The organism is Paraburkholderia sp. BR10141 (assembly GCF_056155635.1).
The window spans coordinates 100,850-122,277 of the sequence record NZ_JBMIQH010000011.1 but is presented as its reverse complement, the minus strand read 5'-3'; the positions used below and the strand labels follow the sequence as shown (position 1 = coordinate 122,277).

19 protein-coding genes are annotated in these 21,428 nt (G+C 64.6%); 8 read left to right on the top strand and 11 right to left on the bottom strand.

The features are described 5' to 3' along the window. Positions 1–20: 20 nt before the first annotated feature. Positions 21–416 (bottom strand): c-type cytochrome, encoded by a 396-nt coding sequence (locus ACOJB8_RS17475; RefSeq protein ID WP_368607077.1) that lies wholly within the window; start codon positions 414–416, stop codon positions 21–23. An 18-nt stretch (positions 417–434) separates the two neighbouring features. Beyond that, a complete protein-coding gene (locus tag ACOJB8_RS17470; protein ID WP_069265359.1) occupies positions 435–800 on the bottom strand; it encodes a c-type cytochrome in 366 nt (121 codons plus the stop codon). Between the two features lie 418 nt (positions 801–1,218). On the opposite strand from ACOJB8_RS17470, the gene ACOJB8_RS17465 reads away from it, so the two are divergent. The 5 genes from ACOJB8_RS17465 to ACOJB8_RS17445 all read left to right on the top strand — a co-directional run bounded on the left by ACOJB8_RS17465 (position 1,219) and on the right by ACOJB8_RS17445 (position 6,588). After that, positions 1,219–2,070 carry an AAA family ATPase gene (locus ACOJB8_RS17465; RefSeq protein WP_069265360.1) on the top strand — a complete coding sequence of 284 codons (852 nt, stop codon included), beginning with the start codon at positions 1,219–1,221 and terminating at the stop codon, positions 2,068–2,070. 34 nt (positions 2,071–2,104) lie between these two features. Then, a complete protein-coding gene (locus ACOJB8_RS17460; RefSeq protein WP_133181986.1) occupies positions 2,105–3,277 on the top strand; it encodes a vWA domain-containing protein in 1,173 nt (390 codons plus the stop codon). A 113-nt stretch (positions 3,278–3,390) separates the two neighbouring features. Continuing rightward, on the top strand, positions 3,391–4,617 hold the full coding sequence (locus ACOJB8_RS17455) for a benzoate/H(+) symporter BenE family transporter (RefSeq protein ID WP_368729693.1): 1,227 nt from the start codon (positions 3,391–3,393) through the stop codon (positions 4,615–4,617). Between the two features lie 307 nt (positions 4,618–4,924). Continuing rightward, complete coding sequence (tal, locus tag ACOJB8_RS17450; RefSeq protein WP_368729692.1) at positions 4,925–5,884, top strand: transaldolase; 960 nt, start codon at positions 4,925–4,927, stop codon at positions 5,882–5,884. Between the two features lie 278 nt (positions 5,885–6,162). Next, positions 6,163–6,588: a VOC family protein gene (locus ACOJB8_RS17445; protein WP_342947921.1), complete on the top strand. Its 426-nt coding sequence runs from the start codon at positions 6,163–6,165 to the stop codon at positions 6,586–6,588. A 36-nt stretch (positions 6,589–6,624) separates the two neighbouring features. Here ACOJB8_RS17445 and ACOJB8_RS17440 read toward each other — a convergent pair whose 3' ends face one another. The 4 genes from ACOJB8_RS17440 to ACOJB8_RS17425 all read right to left on the bottom strand — a co-directional run bounded on the left by ACOJB8_RS17440 (position 6,625) and on the right by ACOJB8_RS17425 (position 10,993). Beyond that, positions 6,625–7,740 (bottom strand): FUSC family protein, encoded by a 1,116-nt coding sequence (locus tag ACOJB8_RS17440; protein ID WP_368606592.1) that lies wholly within the window; start codon positions 7,738–7,740, stop codon positions 6,625–6,627. A gap of 219 nt (positions 7,741–7,959) precedes the next feature. Next, positions 7,960–9,510: a monocarboxylate uptake permease MctP gene (mctP, locus tag ACOJB8_RS17435; protein ID WP_368729691.1), complete on the bottom strand. Its 1,551-nt coding sequence runs from the start codon at positions 9,508–9,510 to the stop codon at positions 7,960–7,962. Then, the gene (locus ACOJB8_RS17430; RefSeq protein WP_342920986.1) at positions 9,507–9,740 is read right to left on the bottom strand and encodes a DUF3311 domain-containing protein; all 234 of its coding nucleotides are present in this window, start codon (positions 9,738–9,740) and stop codon (positions 9,507–9,509) included. The genes mctP and ACOJB8_RS17430 overlap by 4 nt, the downstream gene beginning before the upstream one ends. 314 nt (positions 9,741–10,054) lie before the next feature. Continuing rightward, positions 10,055–10,993 (bottom strand): class I SAM-dependent methyltransferase, encoded by a 939-nt coding sequence (locus ACOJB8_RS17425; protein ID WP_342947919.1) that lies wholly within the window; start codon positions 10,991–10,993, stop codon positions 10,055–10,057. Between the two features lie 291 nt (positions 10,994–11,284). Here ACOJB8_RS17425 and ACOJB8_RS17420 point away from each other — a divergent pair, with 291 nt between their 5' ends. Continuing rightward, on the top strand, positions 11,285–12,010 hold the full coding sequence (locus ACOJB8_RS17420; RefSeq protein WP_475013450.1) for a hypothetical protein: 726 nt from the start codon (positions 11,285–11,287) through the stop codon (positions 12,008–12,010). Between the two features lie 31 nt (positions 12,011–12,041). Next, positions 12,042–12,629 carry a hypothetical protein gene (locus tag ACOJB8_RS17415; protein ID WP_069265370.1) on the top strand — a complete coding sequence of 196 codons (588 nt, stop codon included), beginning with the start codon at positions 12,042–12,044 and terminating at the stop codon, positions 12,627–12,629. A gap of 69 nt (positions 12,630–12,698) precedes the next feature. Here the strand turns inward: ACOJB8_RS17415 and ACOJB8_RS17410 are convergent, their stop codons facing one another. From ACOJB8_RS17410 to ACOJB8_RS17390, 5 genes are all read right to left on the bottom strand, one after another. Continuing rightward, positions 12,699–13,199, bottom strand: coding sequence for a DNA-deoxyinosine glycosylase (locus ACOJB8_RS17410; RefSeq protein WP_069265371.1), 501 nt, complete (start codon positions 13,197–13,199; stop codon positions 12,699–12,701). A gap of 19 nt (positions 13,200–13,218) precedes the next feature. After that, on the bottom strand, positions 13,219–13,875 hold the full coding sequence (locus tag ACOJB8_RS17405) for a chorismate--pyruvate lyase family protein (protein WP_342947917.1): 657 nt from the start codon (positions 13,873–13,875) through the stop codon (positions 13,219–13,221). Positions 13,876–14,372: 497 nt separating this feature from the next. Beyond that, positions 14,373–16,430, bottom strand: coding sequence for an ankyrin repeat domain-containing protein (locus tag ACOJB8_RS17400; protein WP_475013449.1), 2,058 nt, complete (start codon positions 16,428–16,430; stop codon positions 14,373–14,375). A gap of 595 nt (positions 16,431–17,025) precedes the next feature. Beyond that, the gene (htpG, locus tag ACOJB8_RS17395) at positions 17,026–18,939 is read right to left on the bottom strand and encodes a molecular chaperone HtpG (RefSeq protein ID WP_342947914.1); all 1,914 of its coding nucleotides are present in this window, start codon (positions 18,937–18,939) and stop codon (positions 17,026–17,028) included. A gap of 109 nt (positions 18,940–19,048) precedes the next feature. Continuing rightward, positions 19,049–20,536, bottom strand: coding sequence for an aminotransferase-like domain-containing protein (locus tag ACOJB8_RS17390; protein WP_069265373.1), 1,488 nt, complete (start codon positions 20,534–20,536; stop codon positions 19,049–19,051). A 195-nt stretch (positions 20,537–20,731) separates the two neighbouring features. On the opposite strand from ACOJB8_RS17390, the gene ACOJB8_RS17385 reads away from it, so the two are divergent. Continuing rightward, complete coding sequence (locus tag ACOJB8_RS17385; protein ID WP_475013448.1) at positions 20,732–21,421, top strand: VOC family protein; 690 nt, start codon at positions 20,732–20,734, stop codon at positions 21,419–21,421. Positions 21,422–21,428: the final 7 nt, after the last annotated feature.

The window sequence follows — 21,428 nt, the reverse complement described above, 5'->3', positions numbered from 1 at the left end:
ATGGCGCGCCGCGCTCACGCTTACTTCTTGTTGACGAGGTCGCCGCCGAGCGACTCGATGTACGCGGCGAGATCTTTCATATCGCTCTGCGAAAGGCTCTGCACCTGCGCCTGCATGATCGCATTGTTGCGGCCGAGGTGCGGATTGCTCGTACCCATCTGGTACTGGCGCAGCGCCCAGTAGATGTAGTCGGCGTGCTGGCCGGCGAGCTTCGGATATTCGGGGCTCACGGGCTTGTTCAGGCCCGGACCGTGACAGGCCGCGCAGTTGTGGCTGTCGGCGAGGACCTTGCCGTTGGAGGCATCGGCCGCGTATGCGGGGTTGAGCGCGAGCGCGGCGGCCAGTGCGAGCCCGGTACCCGCGAGCTTGATGGTTGCACCGGCAAACGAAGGCATAGCCGTGTAGGGCTTGTTCATGGGTTCTCCACCTGCCGGTTATTTATTCGGATTGTCTTTCGACGCGGCCGTTTGCGACGCATAGTAGGCCGCGATGTCGGCGATGTCCTGTTCGGTGAGCGAGGACGCGATCGCGTGCATCGTCTCGAAATGCCGGTCGCCCTTCTTGTAGGCGAGCAACGCGTTCATGATGTACTGCGCGTTCTGGCCGCCCAGAATGGGCACGTGGTAGACCTCGGGGTAAGCGGTGCGGTAGTCGGGAATACCATGACAGCCGATACACATCGCCACCTTGTCCTGACCCGCCTTCGCGTTGCCCACGATGTCCGCGTGAGCCGTGACCGCGAAGCACGCCAGCATGGTGATTGCGCCCGTGATGACGTGCTTGCCGACAATTTTTTTCATAGCATCCAACCTGGCTTGAGGGGATTCGAACGCCCGAACCGCAGGCCACGGCCTGCGCCGCATTACTGCTGTTTTACTTTTGGGGTCGCCGTGCAGGCCGAAAAAAATCGGTCCGAGTATACCGCGACGCCGCGCCGCCCGTCCACCGGCCGCGCCACGCCTGGCGGGCCTCGGAGCGCATCGCGAGGCCCCGCGACGGGCCCGCGGCGGCCACGCAGCGCCCTGTCGCGCGGCCTCGCCCGCAGACAACCCGGAGGAACCCTGGCACGCGCAACGGACCCGCCGCGCGCCGTCGCGAGGCGGCTGACGGCCCTAGCGACCGTGCCCCAAAGTGCGGACCCAACGATACGCGGTGGCGCGCCGACGCAACACCCCATCTGACTTATACTGGGCTTTTTTCCCAGCGAGCGGATTCACCATGCGCGCCACGCGTTTCGAAGGCTCATCGCAGTACGTCGCCACCGACGACCTCAAGCTCGCGGTCAACGCCGCGATCACGCTGAAACGCCCCCTGCTCATCAAGGGCGAGCCCGGCACGGGCAAGACCATGCTGGCCGAAGAAGTGGCCGCTGCGCTGGGTATGCCGCTCATGCAGTGGCACATCAAGTCCACCACCAAGGCGCAGCAAGGGCTCTACGAGTACGACGCGGTCTCGCGCCTGCGCGACTCGCAGCTCGGTGACGAACGCGTGAAGGACATCGCCAACTACATCGTGAAAGGCGTGCTGTGGCAGGCGTTCGAGTCGGACGAGCAAAGCGTGCTGCTAATCGACGAAATCGACAAGGCCGATATCGAGTTCCCGAACGACCTGTTGCGCGAACTCGACCGCATGGAGTTCTACGTCTACGAGACGCGCCAGCTCATCAAGGCGAAACAGCGTCCGCTCGTCATCATCACGTCGAACAACGAGAAGGAGCTGCCCGACGCTTTCCTGCGCCGCTGCTTCTTTCACTACATCAGCTTTCCCGATCCGGCGACGATGCAACGTATCGTCGAGGTGCACTATCCGGGTATCCGCAAGGAACTGCTCAACGCGGCCATGGAAAGCTTCTTCGAACTGCGCAACGTCGCGGGCCTGAAGAAGAAGCCTTCTACTTCGGAACTGCTCGACTGGCTCAAGCTCCTGCTCGCCGAAGAGGTCCCGCCCTCGGCGCTGCGCGCGGTCGACGGCTCGAAGTCCATGCCGCCGCTCGCCGGCGCGCTGCTCAAGAACGAGCAGGACATGACGCTGTTCGAGCGCCTCATCTACATGAACCGCCACAACCGTTGACCGGGAAACCGCGCGCGAAAGCCGGAGACACCGCATGCTGATCGACTTCTTCTACACGCTGCGCGACGCGAAGCTGCCGGTTTCCGTGAAGGAGTACCTCACGCTCGTCGAAGCGCTCAAGGCGCGCGTGATCGCGCCCTCGCTCGACGACTTCTACTATCTCGCGCGCATGACGCTCGTGAAAGACGAGCAGTACTTCGACCGCTTCGATCAGGCGTTCGGCGCGTATTTTCGCGGCATCGAGAAGAAGTCGGAACTGGCCTTCGAGATCCCCGAAGACTGGCTCAAGAAGCGGCTGGAGCGCGACTTCACGCCCGAACAGCGCGCGCAGATCGAGGCGATGGGCGGCCTCGACAAGCTCATGGAGCGCCTCAAAGAGCTGTTCGAAGAACAGAAGGAGCGTCACGAGGGCGGCAGCAAGTGGATCGGCACGGGCGGCACGTCGCCCTTCGGCCACGGCGGCTATAACCCCGAAGGCATCCGCATCGGCGGCGAAGGCGGCCAGCGCAGCGCCGTGAAAGTGTGGGATGCGCGCGCGTACCGCGACTACGACGACCAGGTCGAAATCGGCACGCGCAACATCAAGGTCGCGTTGCGCCGCCTGCGCCGCTTCGCGCGCGAAGGCGCGGCGGAAGAACTCGACCTCGGCGACACGATCCGCAGCACCGCCGCGAACGCGGGCTGGCTCGACCTCAAGATGGTGCCGGAGCGCCACAACAACGTGAAAGTGCTGATGCTGCTCGACGTGGGCGGCTCGATGGACGATCACATCAAGCGCACCGAGGAGCTGTTCTCGGCTGCCAAGGCCGAGTTCAAGCATCTCGAGTTCTATTACTTCCACAACTGCGTGTACGACCACCTGTGGAAGAACAACCGCCGCCGCCACGCCGAGCGCACGCCCACGTGGGACCTGCTGCACAAGTTCACACCCGACTACAAGCTCATTTTCGTGGGCGACGCCACCATGAGCCCGTACGAGGTGCTGCAGCCGGGGGGCTCGGTCGAGTACAACAACCCCGAAGCGGGCGCCGTGTGGCTGCGCCGCCTCGCCGACCAGTTCCCGCATTTCGCCTGGCTCAACCCCGAGCCCGAGCGACTATGGGAGTACCGCCAGTCGGTGTCGATCATCCGCGAGATCCTCGGCCACCGCATGTACCCGCTCACCGTCGCCGGGCTCGAAACGGCCATGCGCGTGCTGAGCAAATAGGCGCCACCACTCCCGCCCTTTTCCGCTAGTTCGAGGCGGCGCGTGCCTGAAGGTGTCTTCAGGCCGCGCCGCCCGATGCCGTCATACCTAAGCAAAATCTGGAGACCAACCGCATGACCGCCCCCTCTTCCTCCGACCTGCCAGCGGCGTTCAGGCCGGGACCGCTGCGGCCCTTCGCCGACACCTCGGTCGCCACGATCGTGGCCGGCTTCGTCGCGATGATGACCGGCTACACCAGCTCGCTCGTGCTGATGTTTCAGGCCGGCCAGGCCGCGCATCTGTCCGACGCGCAGATCTCCTCGTGGATCTGGGCGCTGTCCATCGGCATGGCCTTGACCACCATCGGCCTGTCGCTGTGGTTGCGCGCGCCCATCGTGATCGCGTGGTCCACGCCGGGCGCGGCGCTGCTCATCAGCTCGCTGCCGCACGTGCCTTATGCCGAGGCGATCGGCGCTTATCTCGTCTGCGCCGTGCTGCTCACGGCCGTGGGCCTCACCGGCTGGTTCGACGCGCTCATGAAGCGCGTTCCCGCGGGCATCGCGGCGGCGCTGCTCGCGGGCATCCTGTTCGAGATCGGCATCGAGATCTTCCACGCCGCGCAGGTGCAGACGCCGCTCGTGCTCACGATGTTCTTCGGCTATCTGATCGTGAAGCGCTTCGTGCCGCGCTACGCGATCGTCGCGACGCTCGTGATCGGCATCGCCGCCGCCGCCATGCTCGGGCTGCTCGACTTCAGCCACTTCCGCGTGGCGGTGGCGAGACCCGTGTTCACGATGCCGGCGTTCTCGCTCACCGCGGTGGTGAGCATCGGCATTCCGCTCTTCGTCGTGGCGATGGCCTCGCAGAACGTGCCCGGCATCGCCGTGCTGCGCGCCGACGGCTACGACCACAGGGCCGCGCCCTCCTCGCCGCTGATCGCCACCACGGGCATCGCCTCGCTCGTGCTCGCGCCGTTCGGCTCGCACGGCGTGAACCTCGCGGCCATCACGGCGGCGATCTGCACCGGCCCGCACGCACACGAAGATCGCACGAAGCGCTACATGGCGGCCGTCTGGTGCGGCATTTTCTATCTGATCGCCGGCACCTTCGGCGCGACCATCGCGGCGCTGTTCGCGGCGTTCCCGCAGGCGCTCGTGGTGTCGATCGCGGCGCTCGCGCTGTTCGGTTCGATCATGAGCGGCCTCACCAACGCCATGCAGAACCCCCGGGAGCGCGAAGCCGCACTGATCACCTTCATGGTGACGGCTTCCGGGCTCACACTGCTGTCCATCGGCGCGGCGTTCTGGGGGCTCGTGGCGGGGGTCATGACACAGTTCGTGCTCAACGCGCGGCGCGCCTGACGCGGGCGAGCCCCCGCCGCGTGCGCCCGCCAACGCCGCTGGCACGGTGTGCGCGGCGCGTTTGTCATGCGCCCTGCCCGCGCGAAACGCAACGCCATGCGTTTCCGCCATAAAATGACGATGTGAGCCGCGCCCGGACGCGCGGCAAGATGCGCCCCAACCGGTTCCCCGCCCAATCCGCGCGGGCCGTGCCGCAAAGGCGCAGCGCCTTTCTCGTTCCGCCCGGCGCACCTCGGGTTCACGCCTGAAGCGCGCCGGCCGTTCCACTCTCACCGATGCAGGCGCGCACGCGCCCACAAGGCCTGACATGACTACCGCACTCGACCAGCTCAAGCAGTACACCACCGTCGTCGCCGATACGGGCGACTTCCAGCAATTCGTGCAGTACAAGCCGCAGGACGCGACGACCAACCCGTCGCTGATCCTCAAGGCGGTCCAGAAAGCCGAGTACCGTCCGCTGCTCGAAAAAACCGTGCGCGATCACGCGAGCGAGTCGCTCGAGTCGATCATCGACCATCTGCTGATCGCCTTTGGCACCGAAATCCTCAAGATCATTCCGGGCCGCGTCTCGACCGAAGTCGATGCCCGCCTCTCGTTCGATACGAAAAGGTCGATCGACAAGGCGCACCACCTCATCGACCTGTACAAGCAGGCCGGCATCGGCCGTGAACGCGTGCTGATCAAGCTCGCCTCCACCTGGGAAGGCATCCGCGCCGCCGAAGCGCTGCAAAAGGACGGCATCCACTGCAACATGACGCTGCTGTTCTCGCTCGCGCAGGCCGCCGCGTGCGCCGAAGCGGGCGCGCAGCTCATCTCGCCGTTCGTGGGCCGCATCTACGACTGGTACAAGAAGGCCAAGGGGGCCGACTGGGACGACGCGAAGGACGGCGGCGCAAACGACCCGGGCGTGCAGTCGGTGCGCAAGATCTACGCGTACTACAAGAAGTTCGGCCACAAGACCGAGGTGATGGGCGCAAGCTTCCGCAACACGAGCCAGATCGTCGAGCTGGCCGGCTGCGACCTGCTCACCATCAGCCCGGACCTGCTGCAGAAGCTCCACGACAGCAACGAGAAGGTCGAGCGCAAGCTCTCGCCGGAAGCGTTCAAGGACGCGAAGATCGAGCGCGTGGCCGTGGACGAGTCGTCGTTCCGCTTCCAGCTCAACGACGATGCCATGGCGACCGAAAAGCTCGCTGAAGGCATCCGCGCGTTCGCCGCAGACGCGATCAAGCTCGAAAAGATGATCGAAGAACTGCGAGCGAAGTAATGCGCCGGCGCGCCCACGCAGCGCGCATTGCCGTATCGATGACCGAGGAGGGCCGCACAGGGAGCACGTGCGGCCCTTTGTTTTACGGGGCGGACTGCAACGACCGTTCCCGTCTGCACGCTCGCAAACCCTGACGACACACCGCTCGGTCACGTCATCGCGCGCGCCTAGAATCAGGGCAGCGGCGCAACCCGCCGCGCGATCCGGCCCCGTGCACACCCTCGCACGGAATCGCACGATCAAGGCCGGCCAACGTCCCGTCCGCAAGGAAACCGACGATGCAAATCCAGCCCTATCTCTTTTACCCCGGCAACTGCGATGAAGCGATCGCGTTCTATGGCGAAGCGCTCGGCGCGAAGGAAGTGATGAAGATGCGCTTCAAGGAAGCGCCGCCGGACCCCGCGCGCCCCATGCCGCCCGAATTCGCTGAAAAGATCATGCACGCGACGCTCCAGATCGGCGATGCGCAGATCATGGTGTCCGACGGCGGCTGCATGACGCAGAACGACAAGTTCCTCGGCTTCGGCGTCTCGCTGACCGGGTCCGACCTCGCCACGGCCGAACGCTACTTCAACGCGCTCGCCAAAGGCGGTACGGTCACGATGCCGTTCCAGAAGACCTTCTGGTCGCCCGGCTTCGGCATGCTGACCGACAAGTTCGGCGTGCCGTGGATGGTCTCGGCACCGCACGAGCAGCCCGCCTGATCGTCCGCCGGCACGACCGGAGAAGCGCGCCCGGCGTCACACCATGCGGTGCGTCGCGGCGCGCTCGATGTTCCAGCGCGGCTCGGTCTCGAGCAGGAGCGCACGCAGGCGCTCCACCTGCTCCTCCACACGCAGGCTCAGCCAGTAGGGTCCCTGCATCTGCGGCTCGGGGCAGCCCTGCGGCTGAGCCTGCGTGCTTTCCTGGTCGGACTCGGCCACGCCGTCGCCCCCGCCACTGCCCTCTCCCCGTGCCCCAACCGTGCGCAGCGCCTGCTGCGCCGCCTCGGGGTGACGCCCGCCGCCAAAACGCAGCGCCCGCGCCGTGGCGAGCAGCGCACGGCGCACGGTCTCGCTGCGCTCGGCGAACGCCACGCGCACGAGCGCCTGCTCGTAGCTGCCCGTGCCCGTACAGAGCATCTCCAGCGCGCTCAGCAGCGACCGATGCAGGCGCTGCACCTGTTCGAGCCGGGCGAGCGGCACGTCGATCTCCTTGGCGACCGAGGGCATCAGCGCGCGCAGTTGCACGAGCCGTGCGTTCAGGCGCATGAAGGTCTGCACCTGCTCGTCGGCGTCGACGTGCACGCCGTTCGCCACCTGCGCATAGACGCGCGCGCAGTCGCGCAGATTGTCGGCGAGGCTGTAGCGCCACGAATACGTCGCGTGCAGCGGCAAGGCAAACGAAAACACGAGCGCGATGACGATGCCGAGGATCACGTTGAGCGTGCGCCAGAGGCCAGTATCGATGAGGTTGTCGCCGTGCCCCGCGACGATGCACATGGTGATGGCGGCCAGCAGCGCGACGTAGCCGGGCTTGCCGATGGCGTAGTAGCCGCACACGGCGGCGACGAGCGACATCAGCACGTAGGTGAGCGCCACGGAACCGGAAATGGCCTGCACGGCGATAAGCGAGAGCCCGATCACGGCGCCGAGCAGCGTGCCGAGCGCGCGCTCGGCGGCCTTCTTGCGGATGTTGCCCTGGTGCTGCAGTCCGCCGATCACGACGAGCAGCGTGACCGACGCCCAGATGCCGTGCGGAATATGGATGCCCGACGTGGCGAGAATCGAGGCGAGCATGGCGAGACCCACGCGCACGCTGTGGATCACCTTGGCGTTGCGGTAGCGATAGTACGGCGAGGCCAACGCGCGCCACATGCGCGCGAGACGCGAGCGGCGGCGCGGCGCCCGCAGGCGTTGCGCGCCGCTGCGCCCGGATCGGGAACGGGATTCGGTTTGGGACGAGGCCATGGCACGGGCTGAACGTGAGCCGGATCAGCGATCATCGTGCACCAGAAAAACAAATGCCCGCAACTGTTGTGTTGCGGGCATTTTCGCTAACGCCACGCCCCGCGGCTCGCGCCGGGCATGGGGACATCAGCCCTCGACAACGTCGAGATAGTCTTCCGGACGCGTGCGGTCCGCGCCCTTCTGCATGCCGACCACGTGCACGAGGGCCGACACGACGATCGCGACCACGAGGTTCACGATCAGCGACCACACCGCGGCGTAGCCCGGAATCGCCATGCCGAACAGGTGGATCGTGAAGATCGAGCCCTTCAACTGCAGCGAGATCGCCATCCACGTGCCCGTGGCAATGCCGGCCGCCCACCCGATCAGCAAACCGCGATAGTCCAGCATGCGCGTGTAGAGACCGAGCACGATGGCGGGCAGCGTCTGGATGATCCAGATACCGCCGAGCAGCTGCAGCTGGATCGCGTACGTGAGCGGCAGGCCCAGGATGAACGCCACCGCGCCGACCTTCACGATCAGCGAGACCAGCTTGGCGATGTTGGTCTCCTGCTCGTGATTCATGTTGCGGTTGATGAACTCCTTGTGGATGTTGCGCGTGTACAGGTTGGCCGCCGCAATCGACATGATCGCCGCGGGAACCAGCGCGCCGATACCGATGGCCGCGAACGCCACGCCCACGAACCACGACGGGAAGAAGTGCAGGAACAGCGCCGGCACTGCGAAGTTCGGACCGAAGGCCTTGAAGTACGGCGCGAATTCCGGCATGTCCTTCACGCCGGCGGCGAGCGCCATGTAGCCGAGCAGCGCGAGCAGACCGAGCACCAGCGAGTACGCCGGCAGCATCGCCATATTGCGGCGGATGGTGTTGCCCGACGACGACGACAGGATGGCCGTGACCGAGTGCGGGTACAGGAACAGCGCGAGCGCCGACCCGACCGCGAGTGTCGCGTAGGCGCTATAGCCGTTCAGACTCGTGGCGTCCGGCGACTTGAGCAACAGCTTGGCCGGCGGCACCGCGCCGAAGATGTGGCCGAAGCCGCCCATCTGCGCGGGAATCACGATGATCGCGACGATGATCGTGATGTAGATGAGGACGTCCTTCACCACGGCGATCATGGCCGGCGCGCGCAGGCCCGACGTGTACGTGTACGCGGCGAGAATCGCGAACGCGATGATGAGCGGCAGGTCGCCGACAAAGCCCGTCGTGTCGAAGCCGAGCGCGCCGATCACCACTTCGATACCCACCAGCTGCAGCGCGATATACGGCATGGTCGCGACGATGCCCGTCACGGCGATGGCGAGCGCGAGCATGCGGCTGCCATAGCGCGCGCTCACGAAGTCGGCCGAGGTGACGTATTGATGGCGCTTCGCGACGGCCCAGAGCTTCGGGAACACGACGAACGCGAACGGATAGATCAGGATCGTGTACGGCAGCGCGAAGAAACCCGTTGCGCCCGCACCGAACACGAGCGCCGGCACGGCAATAAAGGTGTACGCGGTGTAGAGGTCCCCGCCGAGCAGGAACCAGGTGACGATCGTGCCGAAACGGCGGCCGCCGAGGCCCCACTCTTCGAGGTGCGCGAGGTCGCCCTTGCGCCAGTGCGCGGCGACGAAGCCGAGCACCGTGACGCCGAGGAAAAACAGAATAAAGACAATCGTTGCTGTGACGTTCATTGCGCGCCCCCTTCATCGCCCTTGCGGGTCTTCGTCTTGAAGTAGACGAGCGCGGTAATGACTGCGCTGATCAGCACCCAGAGAAGCTGATACCAGTAGAAAAACGGGAAGTCCCACAGAGTGGGCTCGATTCTGTTGTAAGACGGCACCCAGACCATGGCGATCCAGGGCAGCAGCAAAAGCCACAGCCAATGCTTGCTTGGTTTTCCGGCGTCGGCGTCGTGAGCCATGACGTCTCCTCGTTGCTTATGTAGTTATGCGGCCTTGCTTTGTCTGCGGTCCGCCGCCCGGCGTGAGGCGGCCGATGGCCTCACGGACGGATGGTCCGCAAGGTCCCCGAAAGCGCAGAAAAGAGTATCGAGGCCACGCCGCACGGTCAAGCAGGGCGGACCCCAATTCCGAGGACGTTGTCAAGAGCCAACGGCTTGAGCCGCGTCCTGATAATTGGCCGGAAATGCGCTATGCAGGCGAAAAAAAACCGGCCCAGGGATGCCCCTGAAGCCGGTCTTCCGTGCCGCAACGGCGTTGCCGCCGTTCGCGCGGATCAGATCGAGAACGTTGCGCCGTGCTGGCCGCTCGATTCGCGCAGCGCCTTGACCCACTGGTGCGCCGGCAGGCCGAGCTTGCTTTCGAGCAGACGCGCGCGCTTTTCGAGCGCATCGAAGGTGACTTCGAGCGCCGGGCCCGAGAACGCGAGCGCCACGCGATTGCCTTCGTGCACTTCGGGCAGCGCGATCACGCGGCCCTCGAAGGCTTCGTTCAGGCGCTTCATGTTGCGCACGAAGCTCGGGTGGTCGCCGAACAGGTTGATGGTCGCGACGCCCGCATTGGTCAGGCAGGCACGCACGGCGCGGTAGAACGCCACGCTGTCGAGTACCGGGCCGCGCGCGGTCGCATCGTACACGTCGATCTGCAACGCGCCGATGGTGCCGTGATTGGCGCGATCCTGCACGAAGTCCCACGCGTCGAGTTCGCGCACGGTGAGGCGCGCGTCGTCGTACGGCAGATCGAACATCGTGCGCGCGGCCACCACGACCGCCGGATTCAGTTCGATCGCCTCGACCTTCGCGGGACGCAGATAGCGGTGCGCGAACTTGGTGAGCGCGGCGGCGCCCAGACCCAGTTGCACGATGCGCTCGGGCGTGGCCAGGAACAGCAGCCAGGCCATCATCTGCTGCGCATATTCCAGTTCGATGTGCAGCGGCTTCGCCAGACGCATCGCGCCCTGCACCCACTCCGTGCCGAAGTGCAGATAGCGCACGCCGTTCTCTTCCGAGAACGTGACCGGCGCGAAACGCGGCTTGCGCGGCGTTTCGATGACCGGGGCGTTGTCGAGTTCTTCGGCGGCAGCGGCGGCAGCGGCGCGGCGCGGGCGCTTCGTGACCTTTGCGGTCTTGCTCGCGGTGTCGCCCGATTGCGTCGCGTTGCCGGTTTGCTTGAATGCGCGGGCCTCGGCTGAGGCGCGCTTGATGAGAGTCGTCATGTAGAAAATCGCTTGCTGTGGGGGCGCAAATGCAGGTGCATTTGCTCAGGCGACCGAGAGCATAGCATTCGCGGCGCTTCGGGCCTGATTTCGCAGGCACTTCGAGCGCCTGGCCCACGCGCTGCGCGAGTCAGTGACTGTCGCCTGGGCAGGCGCCTGGCATGTGCGTCATGGGCAAAATGATCAGGGGCAGACGTTTCTTGTTCGTTATGGTCCCGTGTCCCGACGGGATCAGCGCGCGCCGCAGCGTGCTGCGGAACGATGCTAGCGGGGCGAGTTTGCAGCGCGCTTATGTTTGCGTGCGCCAGCACTCATAGGCGCATCGGTGCGCAGTCTCGCAGACTCAAGATTCGCAATTCAGCGCCGATATTCCTCCAGGAGACCAAAACTGATCCGGCGCACAAGACCGAAAGTCTCCGAGGCAGCAGAGTTCCGCAATCACAAGGTAAAACAAATATGTTCAACACCGTGCGAACCATCGGCGTGATCACGCCGCTCCTGTTTCTGGCCGCATGTGCTGTGGTCGCTCCGCCGTACTCTCCCGACGTCGACAATATCCAGTCGCTCAAGAACGTGACCGCAGCGCACGCGAAAGTCGGCGCATTCGATTCCCAGGCAGACGCAAAAAATCCGTATCCGGTTCCCTTGCGTGCAAATAGCTTGAAGTCGCCGGCCGGCAATTCATTCGGCGCCTATCTTGCCGATGCAATGACGAAGGAATTGCAGATGGCCGGCAAGCTTTCTCCGGAAAGCGATGTCGAGATCAAGGCGACGCTACTGGAAAACGACATCGACGTCGGCGTTGCAACCGGCGCTGCACGACTGTCGGCACGCTTCATCGTGATGCGATCGGGCAGCGTGCGTTATGACCAGGTGAAATCCGCGCACACGCAATGGGATTCGGCGTTCGCGGCCATGATCGCAGTACCGAAGGCGCGCGAAGAATATCCGCTCGCCGTGCAGAAGTTGCTCGGCGAACTCTACGCCGACCCTGCCTTCATTCAGGCAATCCAATAACTCAACCAGCCTACAACGGGGAACGAACACCATGACAATGATTCGAATGATCGCAGCGGCAAGCGTGGTCGCCGCACTTTCAGGCTGTGCGCACGAAATTTCGCTGACCGGCGACGCAAGCAAGATTCCGACGCTCTCGACGCAACCGCTCGACAAGTCCGTGGGTCTCGTCATTACGGACGACGAGTTGTCGAAGGAAGTGATCACGCCCGGCGGCGGCGGCGACAAGGTGAGCTATCACCCGTACCACGACCTCGAACTGCCGATGTACGTTGGACTCGGTCACGTGTTCAAGAACGTGACCAAGCTCAAAAGCGCACCGGATGCGGCAACGATTCAGGCCAAGCATCTCGACTACGTGATCACGCCGACGATCAAGACGACGTCGTCGTCCCCTAGCCTTCTCACCTGGCCGCCCACGGATTTCTCGGTCACGCTTGCCTGCACCGTCACGGACCCGAGCGGCCAGACCGTGACCACAACGGACGTGACGGGAACCGGCCACGCGGAGTTTAGTGAGTTCAAGCGCAACTTCAGCCTGGCTGGCCAGCTTGCAACGGCCGATGCGGTGACCAGGTTGCAGTCGGCGCTCGCAACGGCGCCCGAATTGCAGAAGTAACGCTTCGACGGCGCGGCTGGAGCGACTATCCGGCCGCGCACTTTTGCCGTGTATTGACAGGCGCAGCGGTCACGGCGAAACCCACTGGCGCAGCTTCTCCCACTCGCGCAACTTTCCCGCATAAGGCACGGCCGCATACGCCGGGCTGCTCGACGGTAGCTTGACGAGATCGAGCGATACGCGGCTCACCGCCAGCGCCTGCGTGCCGATCTTCGCAGCCGTCCCGCCGTTGAACGCAATACACGCCAGATTGGGCAACGTGGCGATCAGTGCCACGAGATCGTTCGCCGCGTGGTCGCGAATGCGGCTATCGAGACTGCCTTCGCGTTTCGCTTGCGCAATGACGTCCCACAGCCCCACGCGATGCTCGAGCAGCGCTTGCAGTCGCGCTTCGTAGTTCATGCCCGGCAGCGCTTCGCCAATCACATCGCCGATCAAATGCCAGAACTTGTTCTGCTTATGCGCGTAATACTGCTGATGCGCGAGCGACGCCTCGCCAGGCAAGCTGCCGAGGATGAGCACACGCGTGCGTGCATCGACGACGGGATCGAAGCAGCGCTTGAAGGTCATGGCAACGAATGCGGCACGTTCAACGCGGCGCGTGATGCGCGCGCGAGGCGGTGTGATCGAGCGGGCCGCGTTCGCGTCCGAGATGCACGCCGGCTTCTTGCGCCAAAGGTCCGCTTGCGAGGCGCGACCACAGCGCGGGCAGCATGCATTCGGTCACGAGCAGCGGCGCGCCTGCGCGCTCGAATACCGAGCGGCGCGCGACGAACGCATGCGGTGTGTGCTTCGCCTCGAGCATGAGCTCGCGCGCCGCGAGTGTATAGAGCGGATGCCGCGCGCTTACGCGCCGGCTCACGAGCGCGGAGCGCGCCACACCGCTATCGCTATAGAGAAGTTCCGCGAGCGGCCGCGTACGCAAGCGGCGCATGGCCTTCCACACGCCTTGACTCGCGGCGAGTGGCGTCACGCTGTGCGCGGCGACGAACGGCACACCATCGACTTCGAGCACGATCTCGCGCACCCACGCGCGCTCGCGCGGCGCCAGACCGAGCGCGGCACATTCATCGGACCAGGGCATGTCGACGGCTTCGCGCGTGACCCGCACCACGACGCGGCCGAGCGTGCGCAAATGCGCCGTGAGCGAACCGCCGCGCGTGAGCCAGTCCTTCTGGTCGGCGCTCAAGGCGGGCAAGGGCGTGACGCGCCAGTGCGCGTTAGCGGCATCGAATCGAAGAGGCATGGCGCGCATTATAGGCTGCGAGGATTTCAGTTCGCTGCAAGCGCGGCGGACAAGCGATGACGGGCGGCGGTGTTTGTCGCGCGATAAAATCACGCGCCGTACGCTCCCGAGATTCCCCGCCACCCACAGAAGGCTAGCAAAGCGACATGCGTGTGCTCTCAGGGCTGCGCCGAAGTGCACTTAAACCAATCAAGCCATGCCACAAGTTCCCCACCTGCTTGTGCAAGGCCCCCGACCAAAAAATCGATTAGCTGGCGTACCCGTGGAACCGCATAGCGTGCGATGTAGAACCCCATATACGCCGTCTTCGGGAACGATATAGTCGGGCATCAAGATCTTGAGTGGACCGTAGCGCAAGTCGGCAGCGGCATCCCAGATGGTCTTGTGCACAGTGCCATGTCCGGCCAGCGCCAGGCGACGTACAAGAGCGCCGTCGTCGGTTTCCGAAGCGCGATCCACCGCGACTGTATGGCTCCACTGTCCAGATTCTGGCTACCCTATTTGACCAACTCGGGCTTGTCCGCAGCCTGCAGCAAGGCCTCCACACGCCGGTACCGTGCGGCCGATCCGGCGTCGCAGCCGCAACGCGCCGCAATGTCGCCACGCTCATGAACGCGCGCCGGCAGGGGCGGCCAATTTGGGCTCGCGGCGGGGACACGGGCACCATGTGCAAGAAGCGTGGCGACCGCCTCCGGATTCGCCATCAGCGCGGATCGGGTCAGGGCGGTGGTTCGATCAATGTCGGCCGCCGTCAGATTCGGGTTCGCGCCATGATCCAACAGCACCTCAACCATCGCCGCCTGCACGCTCGGGACCGCCCCTGACCAGTCGAACAGATAGATCAAAGGCGTTTCTCCTCCCGCATTCTGCTGGTTCGGATTTGCCCCGATTGCCAGCAATTGCATTAGCTTTTCTGCCGCATTGTTGTCTTTGAACGGCGCCACAGCGAAGATCGGAGTCCGGCCGTATTTGTTCGGCTGATTGACCGCCACGCCTGCTTTCGACAGGAGATCTATGACCTCATCCCCACCAAATTTGCTCAACGCTCCCGCCGCACGATAGAGCGCATTGTCGCCTTCGTCATCCACCTGGCTGATCAACGCGGGATGCGTCGCCAGCAAAGTGCGAAGGATTGCCATTTTTGCGGCGGCAGCCTCGGGAGTCCAGGAGGAGAGACTTGCGGCCAGCGGAAACGGATTAACGCTTCGATTGCTGCCAAAATATTCCGTCTCCGCACCGGCCTTGAGCAGCACCTGTACCGTCTCTGCATCGTTGTTATAGATGGCCCGCACCAGCGGCGGTGCGACTCCGTCGCCGAGCGCTGTGTTCGGGTCCGCGCCGCGCGCAATCAACTGGCGCGCAAACTCGCCCTGCCTGGCTTGCAGCGCCGCCAGCACGGCCGTGACGCCAGCGGGATTCAGCTCGTTCACGTCGATGTCCGGATCCGCCAACGCCTGGGCAAACGCGCCGGCATCCCGTGCCGCTATGGCGCGAAACAGTCCATAGTGAGGATGACAAACCTGTTCATTGAGCTTTTCGCTGCCCAGGGCCTTGCTCAATCGAGCCGCCGTGACCCGCGGCACTTTTGCCGGACCCAAGGCCGAACAGTACAGACGATATTCCTCTTGCCCGTATTGCGAGGCATGTTGGTAGAATCGTTCGCGGCAAACCTGCGGCCCGGTTTGCGCATAAATGTCGCCTAGATTGAGATGCGCCACTGTCCGGGCGGGCTCGCGCCGCAGAATGTCCTGCAGCATGTTGACGGCTTCGAACTGGCCGTCACAACGGTCGCCGGACGACAGGAAGTAAGCCGCGTCGTTGAGCTGCCCGGTATCGAGCCCCGCGTTGCGCCAGTCGCTGCGAGTCAGCAAGGGCTCCAGGACATTTGCCGCGCTCGCGCGTTGCCCTGGCTGGCGGAACAGCGCGCGCGCCCGTTCAATCGTATCGGCCCATTCCGTGGGCGAGGGGCGGGGCGCGGTGTGGAAATGGAATGCAGACGGAGGGCTGCCGGCGAAGTTCTGATTGAAGGGCGAACCCTGCCACACGGCCCGCAATGCCGCTTCCAGCACCGCCGTATCGGCAGACGGCTCCTCGCCGGCCGGCCAGACCGTGACCTCGCCGGGCGTCGTCGCGGAGAACGAAAGCATAAGACCGCTGGGAAGCCGGATATAGAATGAGCTCGCCCCGGCACAGGGCGCACTGAGGAGTAGCCTGTCGTCCGACAGCGCCGAAATTCTCATATCGCCGAGCCGGCCTGCCGCATAACATTCCCCGAGTGGCAACGGCGCGGAACGCCATATGCGGTTCTTGTCATGATCGTAGCCATCGAGATAGAGCACCCCCGCGCCAAACACGGTGACCGTATACGGATGATCGGACTTGCCCCCGAAAGCAATCGCACGCTCGCCGACGCCGACGTGAAACTGGTCCAAAAAGAGTCGCTCTATATACCCATCGTCAAGTTGCGCGTTCGCCAATCCCGGCGATAGCAAAAGCAAGGCCCCGAGCGTCAGGACGCAGCTCGCGATATGTTTTTTCATCTTCCCAACTTTCATGAATTTCCAATCCCTCGGTCGTAGGGGCCTAAGCGACGATGAGGGAAGCACTGGTTAATAAGTCCATCGCCGAGTACTAAGCGTATGTGACGCAAGATTTCAGGTCTGGAGGTCTATGAGGTAAGTTACAGGCGGCTTTTCGAACAACCTTCCCGGATTCTTTGTATGACGACAGCGCTGCTGGACCGCCGGACCCCTCACTACCTCGTCGTGCAAACCGGGACGCGATCTACCGCTTCCGCCGCAGCAGCGCCAGTAAAAAGAGGCGCACCCAGTCGCGCGAGGTCTCGCGCAAGAACAATGCGGCAAGCGATCCGGCGGTGAGCTGAGAGCCGGGCACTGGCATCCACCTGATAGCGCTCGCCCATCGCGTACGCCGAAACTCGGACATCTATTTGCATGGCCATGGCGATCGGATCGTCCCACAAGACTCGCTACCTGCATTGTCAACGACCTATGCAGGACGGTCGACTGACAATTGATTGCCAACAGCGGCAAGAATTGTCCATCCTCAACTAAAATTCGCGAAGAGCCAAAGAAAAACCCCTTGCAGCCAGTAGCCGCAAGGGGTTTCGCTCACGCAAAGCCGCGCGCTTTAGCCAGCGCGGGCAATCAGCAACGCGTTCGTACGCTTGACGAAGCTGGCCGGATCTTCCAGCGCGCCGCCTTCCGCCAGCAACGCCTGATCGAACAGCAGATTGCACCAGTCGCCGAAGTCCGCGCTATCGGTGCGCAGCGCCTTCACGAGCGGATGCTCCGGGTTCACTTCGAGGATCGGCTGCATCTGCGGCGCATTTTGTCCCGCCGCCTTCAGCATGCGCTGCAGATAGCCGCTCATGTCGCCTTCGTCGGCCACGAGGCACGAGGGCGAATCGGTCAGGCGGAAGGTGAGACGGACGTCCTTGGCCTTGTCCTTGAGCGCTTCCTTCATGTGCTCGACGAGCGGCTTCAACTCTTCGCTCACCTTCTCCTGCTGCTGCTTTTCCTCGTCGTTGAGCACGCCGAGGTCGAGGTCGCCGCGCGCCACGCTCGCGAGCGGCTTGCCGTCGAACTCGTTCAGGAACGACAGCATCCACTCGTCCACACGGTCCGTGAGGAGCAGCACTTCCACGCCCTTCTTGCGGAACACTTCGAGGTGCGGGCTGTTCTTCGCGGCTTGCCACGTATCCGCCGTGACGTAGTAGATCTTCGTCTGCTCGGGCTTCATGCGCGCCACGTAGTCGGCGAGCGTGACGGTCTGCTCGTTCGTGTCGTTGTGCGTGGACGCGAAACGCGCGAGCTTCGCTACGCGCTCGCGATTGGCGTGATCCTCGCCGATGCCTTCCTTGAGCACCTGGCCGAACTCGGCCCAGAATGTGGCGTACTTCGCCTTGTCCTCTTCGCTTGCTTCGGCGTCCGTAACAGCGCTCGCCATCTCTTCGAGCATCGAGAGCACGCGCTTGGTCACGCCGTCGCGAATCGCCTTGACGTCGCGGCTTTCCTGCAGGATTTCGCGCGAGACGTTGAGCGGCAGATCGCTCGAATCGACTACGCCCTTCACGAAGCGCAGATAGTTCGGGAGCAGCTGCTCGGCGTCGTCCATGATGAACACGCGCTTCACGTAGAGCTTCAGACCGCTCTTGTGATCGCGATTCCACAGGTCGAACGGCGCATGCGACGGCACGTAAAGGAGCTGCGTATATTCGCTGCGGCCTTCCACGCGGTTATGCGTCCACGCGAGCGGGTTCTGGTGGTCGTGCGCGAGGTGCTGATAGAACTGCTGATACTGCTCGTCGCTGATCTCGCTCTTCGAACGCGTCCACAGCGCGCTCGCCTGGTTGATGGTCTCGTACTCGTCCTTCGTGACCATCTCGCTCTTTTCGGCGTCCCATTCTTCCTTCTTCATCTCGATGGGCAGACCGACGTGATCCGAATACTTCTGGATGATCGACTTGATCTTCCATGCGGAAAGCAGCTCGTCCTCGCCTTCGCGCAGATGCAGCGTAATCGTCGTGCCGCGCTGCGCGCGCTCGATCGCCTCGACGGCGAACTCGCCCTCGCCCGCGCTCGTCCAGCGCACGCCTTCGGCCGCCGTCAGGCCCGCGCGGCGGCTTTCCACGGTGATCTTGTCCGCGACGATGAAGCCCGAATAGAAGCCCACGCCGAACTGGCCGATCAGCGCCGCGTCCTTCTGCTGGTCGCCCGAGAGCTTGCCGAAGAATTCCTTCGTACCCGAGCGCGCGATCGTCCCGAGGTTCGACACGGCTTCGTCATGGCTCATGCCGATGCCGTTGTCGTCGATCGTGATGGTGCGCGCTTCCTTATCGAAGCCCACGCGAATGCGCAGATTCGGATCGTTCTCATAGAGCGCGCTGTTCGCGATCGCCTCGAAGCGCAGCTTGTCCGCCGCGTCCGATGCGTTCGAGATGAGTTCGCGCAGGAAGATTTCCTTGTTGCTGTACAGCGAATGGATCATCAGGTGCAGAAGCTGTTTCACTTCTGCCTGGAAGCTCATGGTTTCTTGTGCCATGGTCGAGTCCTCTTACGTTGCAGTTCTAGTCTGACAAATTTATGGCCGCGAGTTCTCGGCAATTCGCATCGCGACGCGCCCGCCCAGTTGGGGACAGACGGCACCGTTTTCAAGAGCCGCCCCGCCGGCCCACGCCTTCGAGGTAGTCGGCGAGGAACGCGGGCAGCGCCGGGTCGCCGCAGTTGGCGATGTTGAAGCGCATCCACGTGGTCGGCGACTGGTGCGGCGAGAACAGGCTCCCCGGCGCGAGGAGGAACCCCGCTTCGTGGCCCGCCGCGGTGAGCGCATCCGCGTCGACGCCCGTGTCCGCCCACAGGAACATGCCGGCGCCCGGCGCCGCAAAAAGGCGCAGGCCGGCGCGCTCCAGCATGCGCTCCGCCTTGTCGCGCACGCCGTCCAGCCGTGCACGCAGGCGCTCCACGTGACGCCGGTAGTGACCCTCCGTGAGCACGCGGTACAGCACACGCTCATTGAGTTCCGGGCTCGTCATGCCGACGAGCATTTTCTGGTCCGCCACCGCCTGGGTCACGTCGAGCGCGCTCGCGATATAGCCCACGCGCAGGTTCGGTGCGAGCGTCTTCGAAAAGCTGCCGAGATAGATCACGCGGCGAAGCTGGTCGAGGCTCGCGAGGCGCGTGGCCGGATAGCCGGCCGGGCAGAGGTCGCCGTAGATATCGTCTTCGACGACGATGAAATCGTACTGTTCGGCAAGCCGCAGAATGCGGAACGCCTGCGCGGCGGTAAGCGAGGTGCCCGTGGGATTTTGCAGCACCGAATTGATGACGAGCATTTTCGGCCGCCAGGTCTCGACCAGCGCTTCGAGCGCGTCGAGGTCCGGCCCGTCTGGCGTGTACGGCATGCCGACGAGCCGCGCGCCCTGCGAGGCGAAGCGCCCGAACATCTGGAACCACGCGGGGTCGCCCACGATCACCGTGTCGCCGGGCTGCACGTAGATGCGTGCGAGCAGGTCGATCGCCTGGGTGATGCCGGAGACGAGCACGATCTGGTCGGGCGTCGCGCCGATCTCGAGTTCCGCCATGCGCGTCTGGAGTTGCTGGCGCAGCGGCAGGAAGCCTTGCGGTGAGCCGAAGCCCAGCAGTTGCGTGCCGCTCTGGCGGCCAAGCGAGCGCATCGCGCCGGTCAGCAGCTCGCCATCCAGCCAGCGCGCGGGCAGATAGCCCAAACCCGGCCCTTTTTCCGGCCGCGTGGATGTGTGAAGCATGTTGCGCAGCAGCCAGACCACGTCGATGGTGGGCGGCGCGGGGGCAGCAACCGCGTCGGCGCGCGCCGGGACGCCCGCGGTCAGCGGCTGGCGTTCGCCGCCGGCCACGAGCGCCAGCCGCTCGCGCACATAGAAACCGGAACCGCGCCGCGAGTCGAGGTAGCCCTGCGCGACCAGACGCTCGTACGCCTCGACCACGGTGAAGCGCGAGACGCCCTTGTCGAGCGCGAGCTTGCGGATGGACGGCATGCGCATGCCGGGCCGGAACACGCGCTCCTCGATGCGGCGGCGGCCCCACTGCACGAGCTGGTCGACGAGCGTGAGCGTGGCCGCGTCGTGCGGGGCGGGAATCTGGTCTAGCGGTACGGAGGACATGAGGACTCCCTGAACTCGAACTGTACAGAGCACTATCGGGCCGATTGTACCGTTACTGTCTGCCACCATACCGGTACATTTGATCGCATGCGTACCGGTAAGGATTCGGTAGCGGCGTCGGCACACTGTCCAGGCGCAGGCTCCTGTCCCCCTTCTCTCCGGCCCCTCCGTATTTTTGGCTCCGCTCGACCGCCCATGAACGCCTCGCCGCTTCGCCTCGATCACCTCGTCGTTGCCGCGCGCACGCTGGAAGAAGGCGTGCAGTACGTGAGCGACGCGCTCGGCGCCGCGCCCGCGGGCGGCGGCGCTCACCCGCTCATGCGCACGCACAACCGTCTGCTCGGGCTGTGGGGCGGTGCGTATCTGGAAGTCATCGCGATCGATCCGGCGGCGAAAAGTGACGCGAACGCCCGCGCGCGCCTCTTCGCGCTCGACGACCCCGCCGTACTGGCGCGCCTCGAACAGGGCCCGTACCTGTCGCATTGGGTCGCGCGCGTCGATCCGCCGAAGAGCCTCGCACGCTGGCGCGAGCAGTATCCCCAGCGCATTCCCGCGCTCGTGCCGATGACGCGCGGCGACTTCTCGTGGCAGCTCACCGTTCCGGAAAACGGCGCCTTCCCGTTCTGGCAAGGCGCGGGCGACGGCATTCTGCCCTCGCTGATCCAGTGGGACACGGCGCATCATCCGTCGCAGGTGCTGGCCGACACCGGCATCGCGCTCACCTCGCTCACCGGGTTTCACCCAGAGGCGCAGGCGGCGCGCGAGCAGTTGCAGTGGCTCGGCGCGGCGCACCTGATCGCCGTGGAGGAAGCCCTCTCGCCCGCGCTCGTCGCGCAGTTCGAAACCCCGTCCGGTCCGCGCACGCTCGGCGCGCCGGCACGCTGATCCGTCG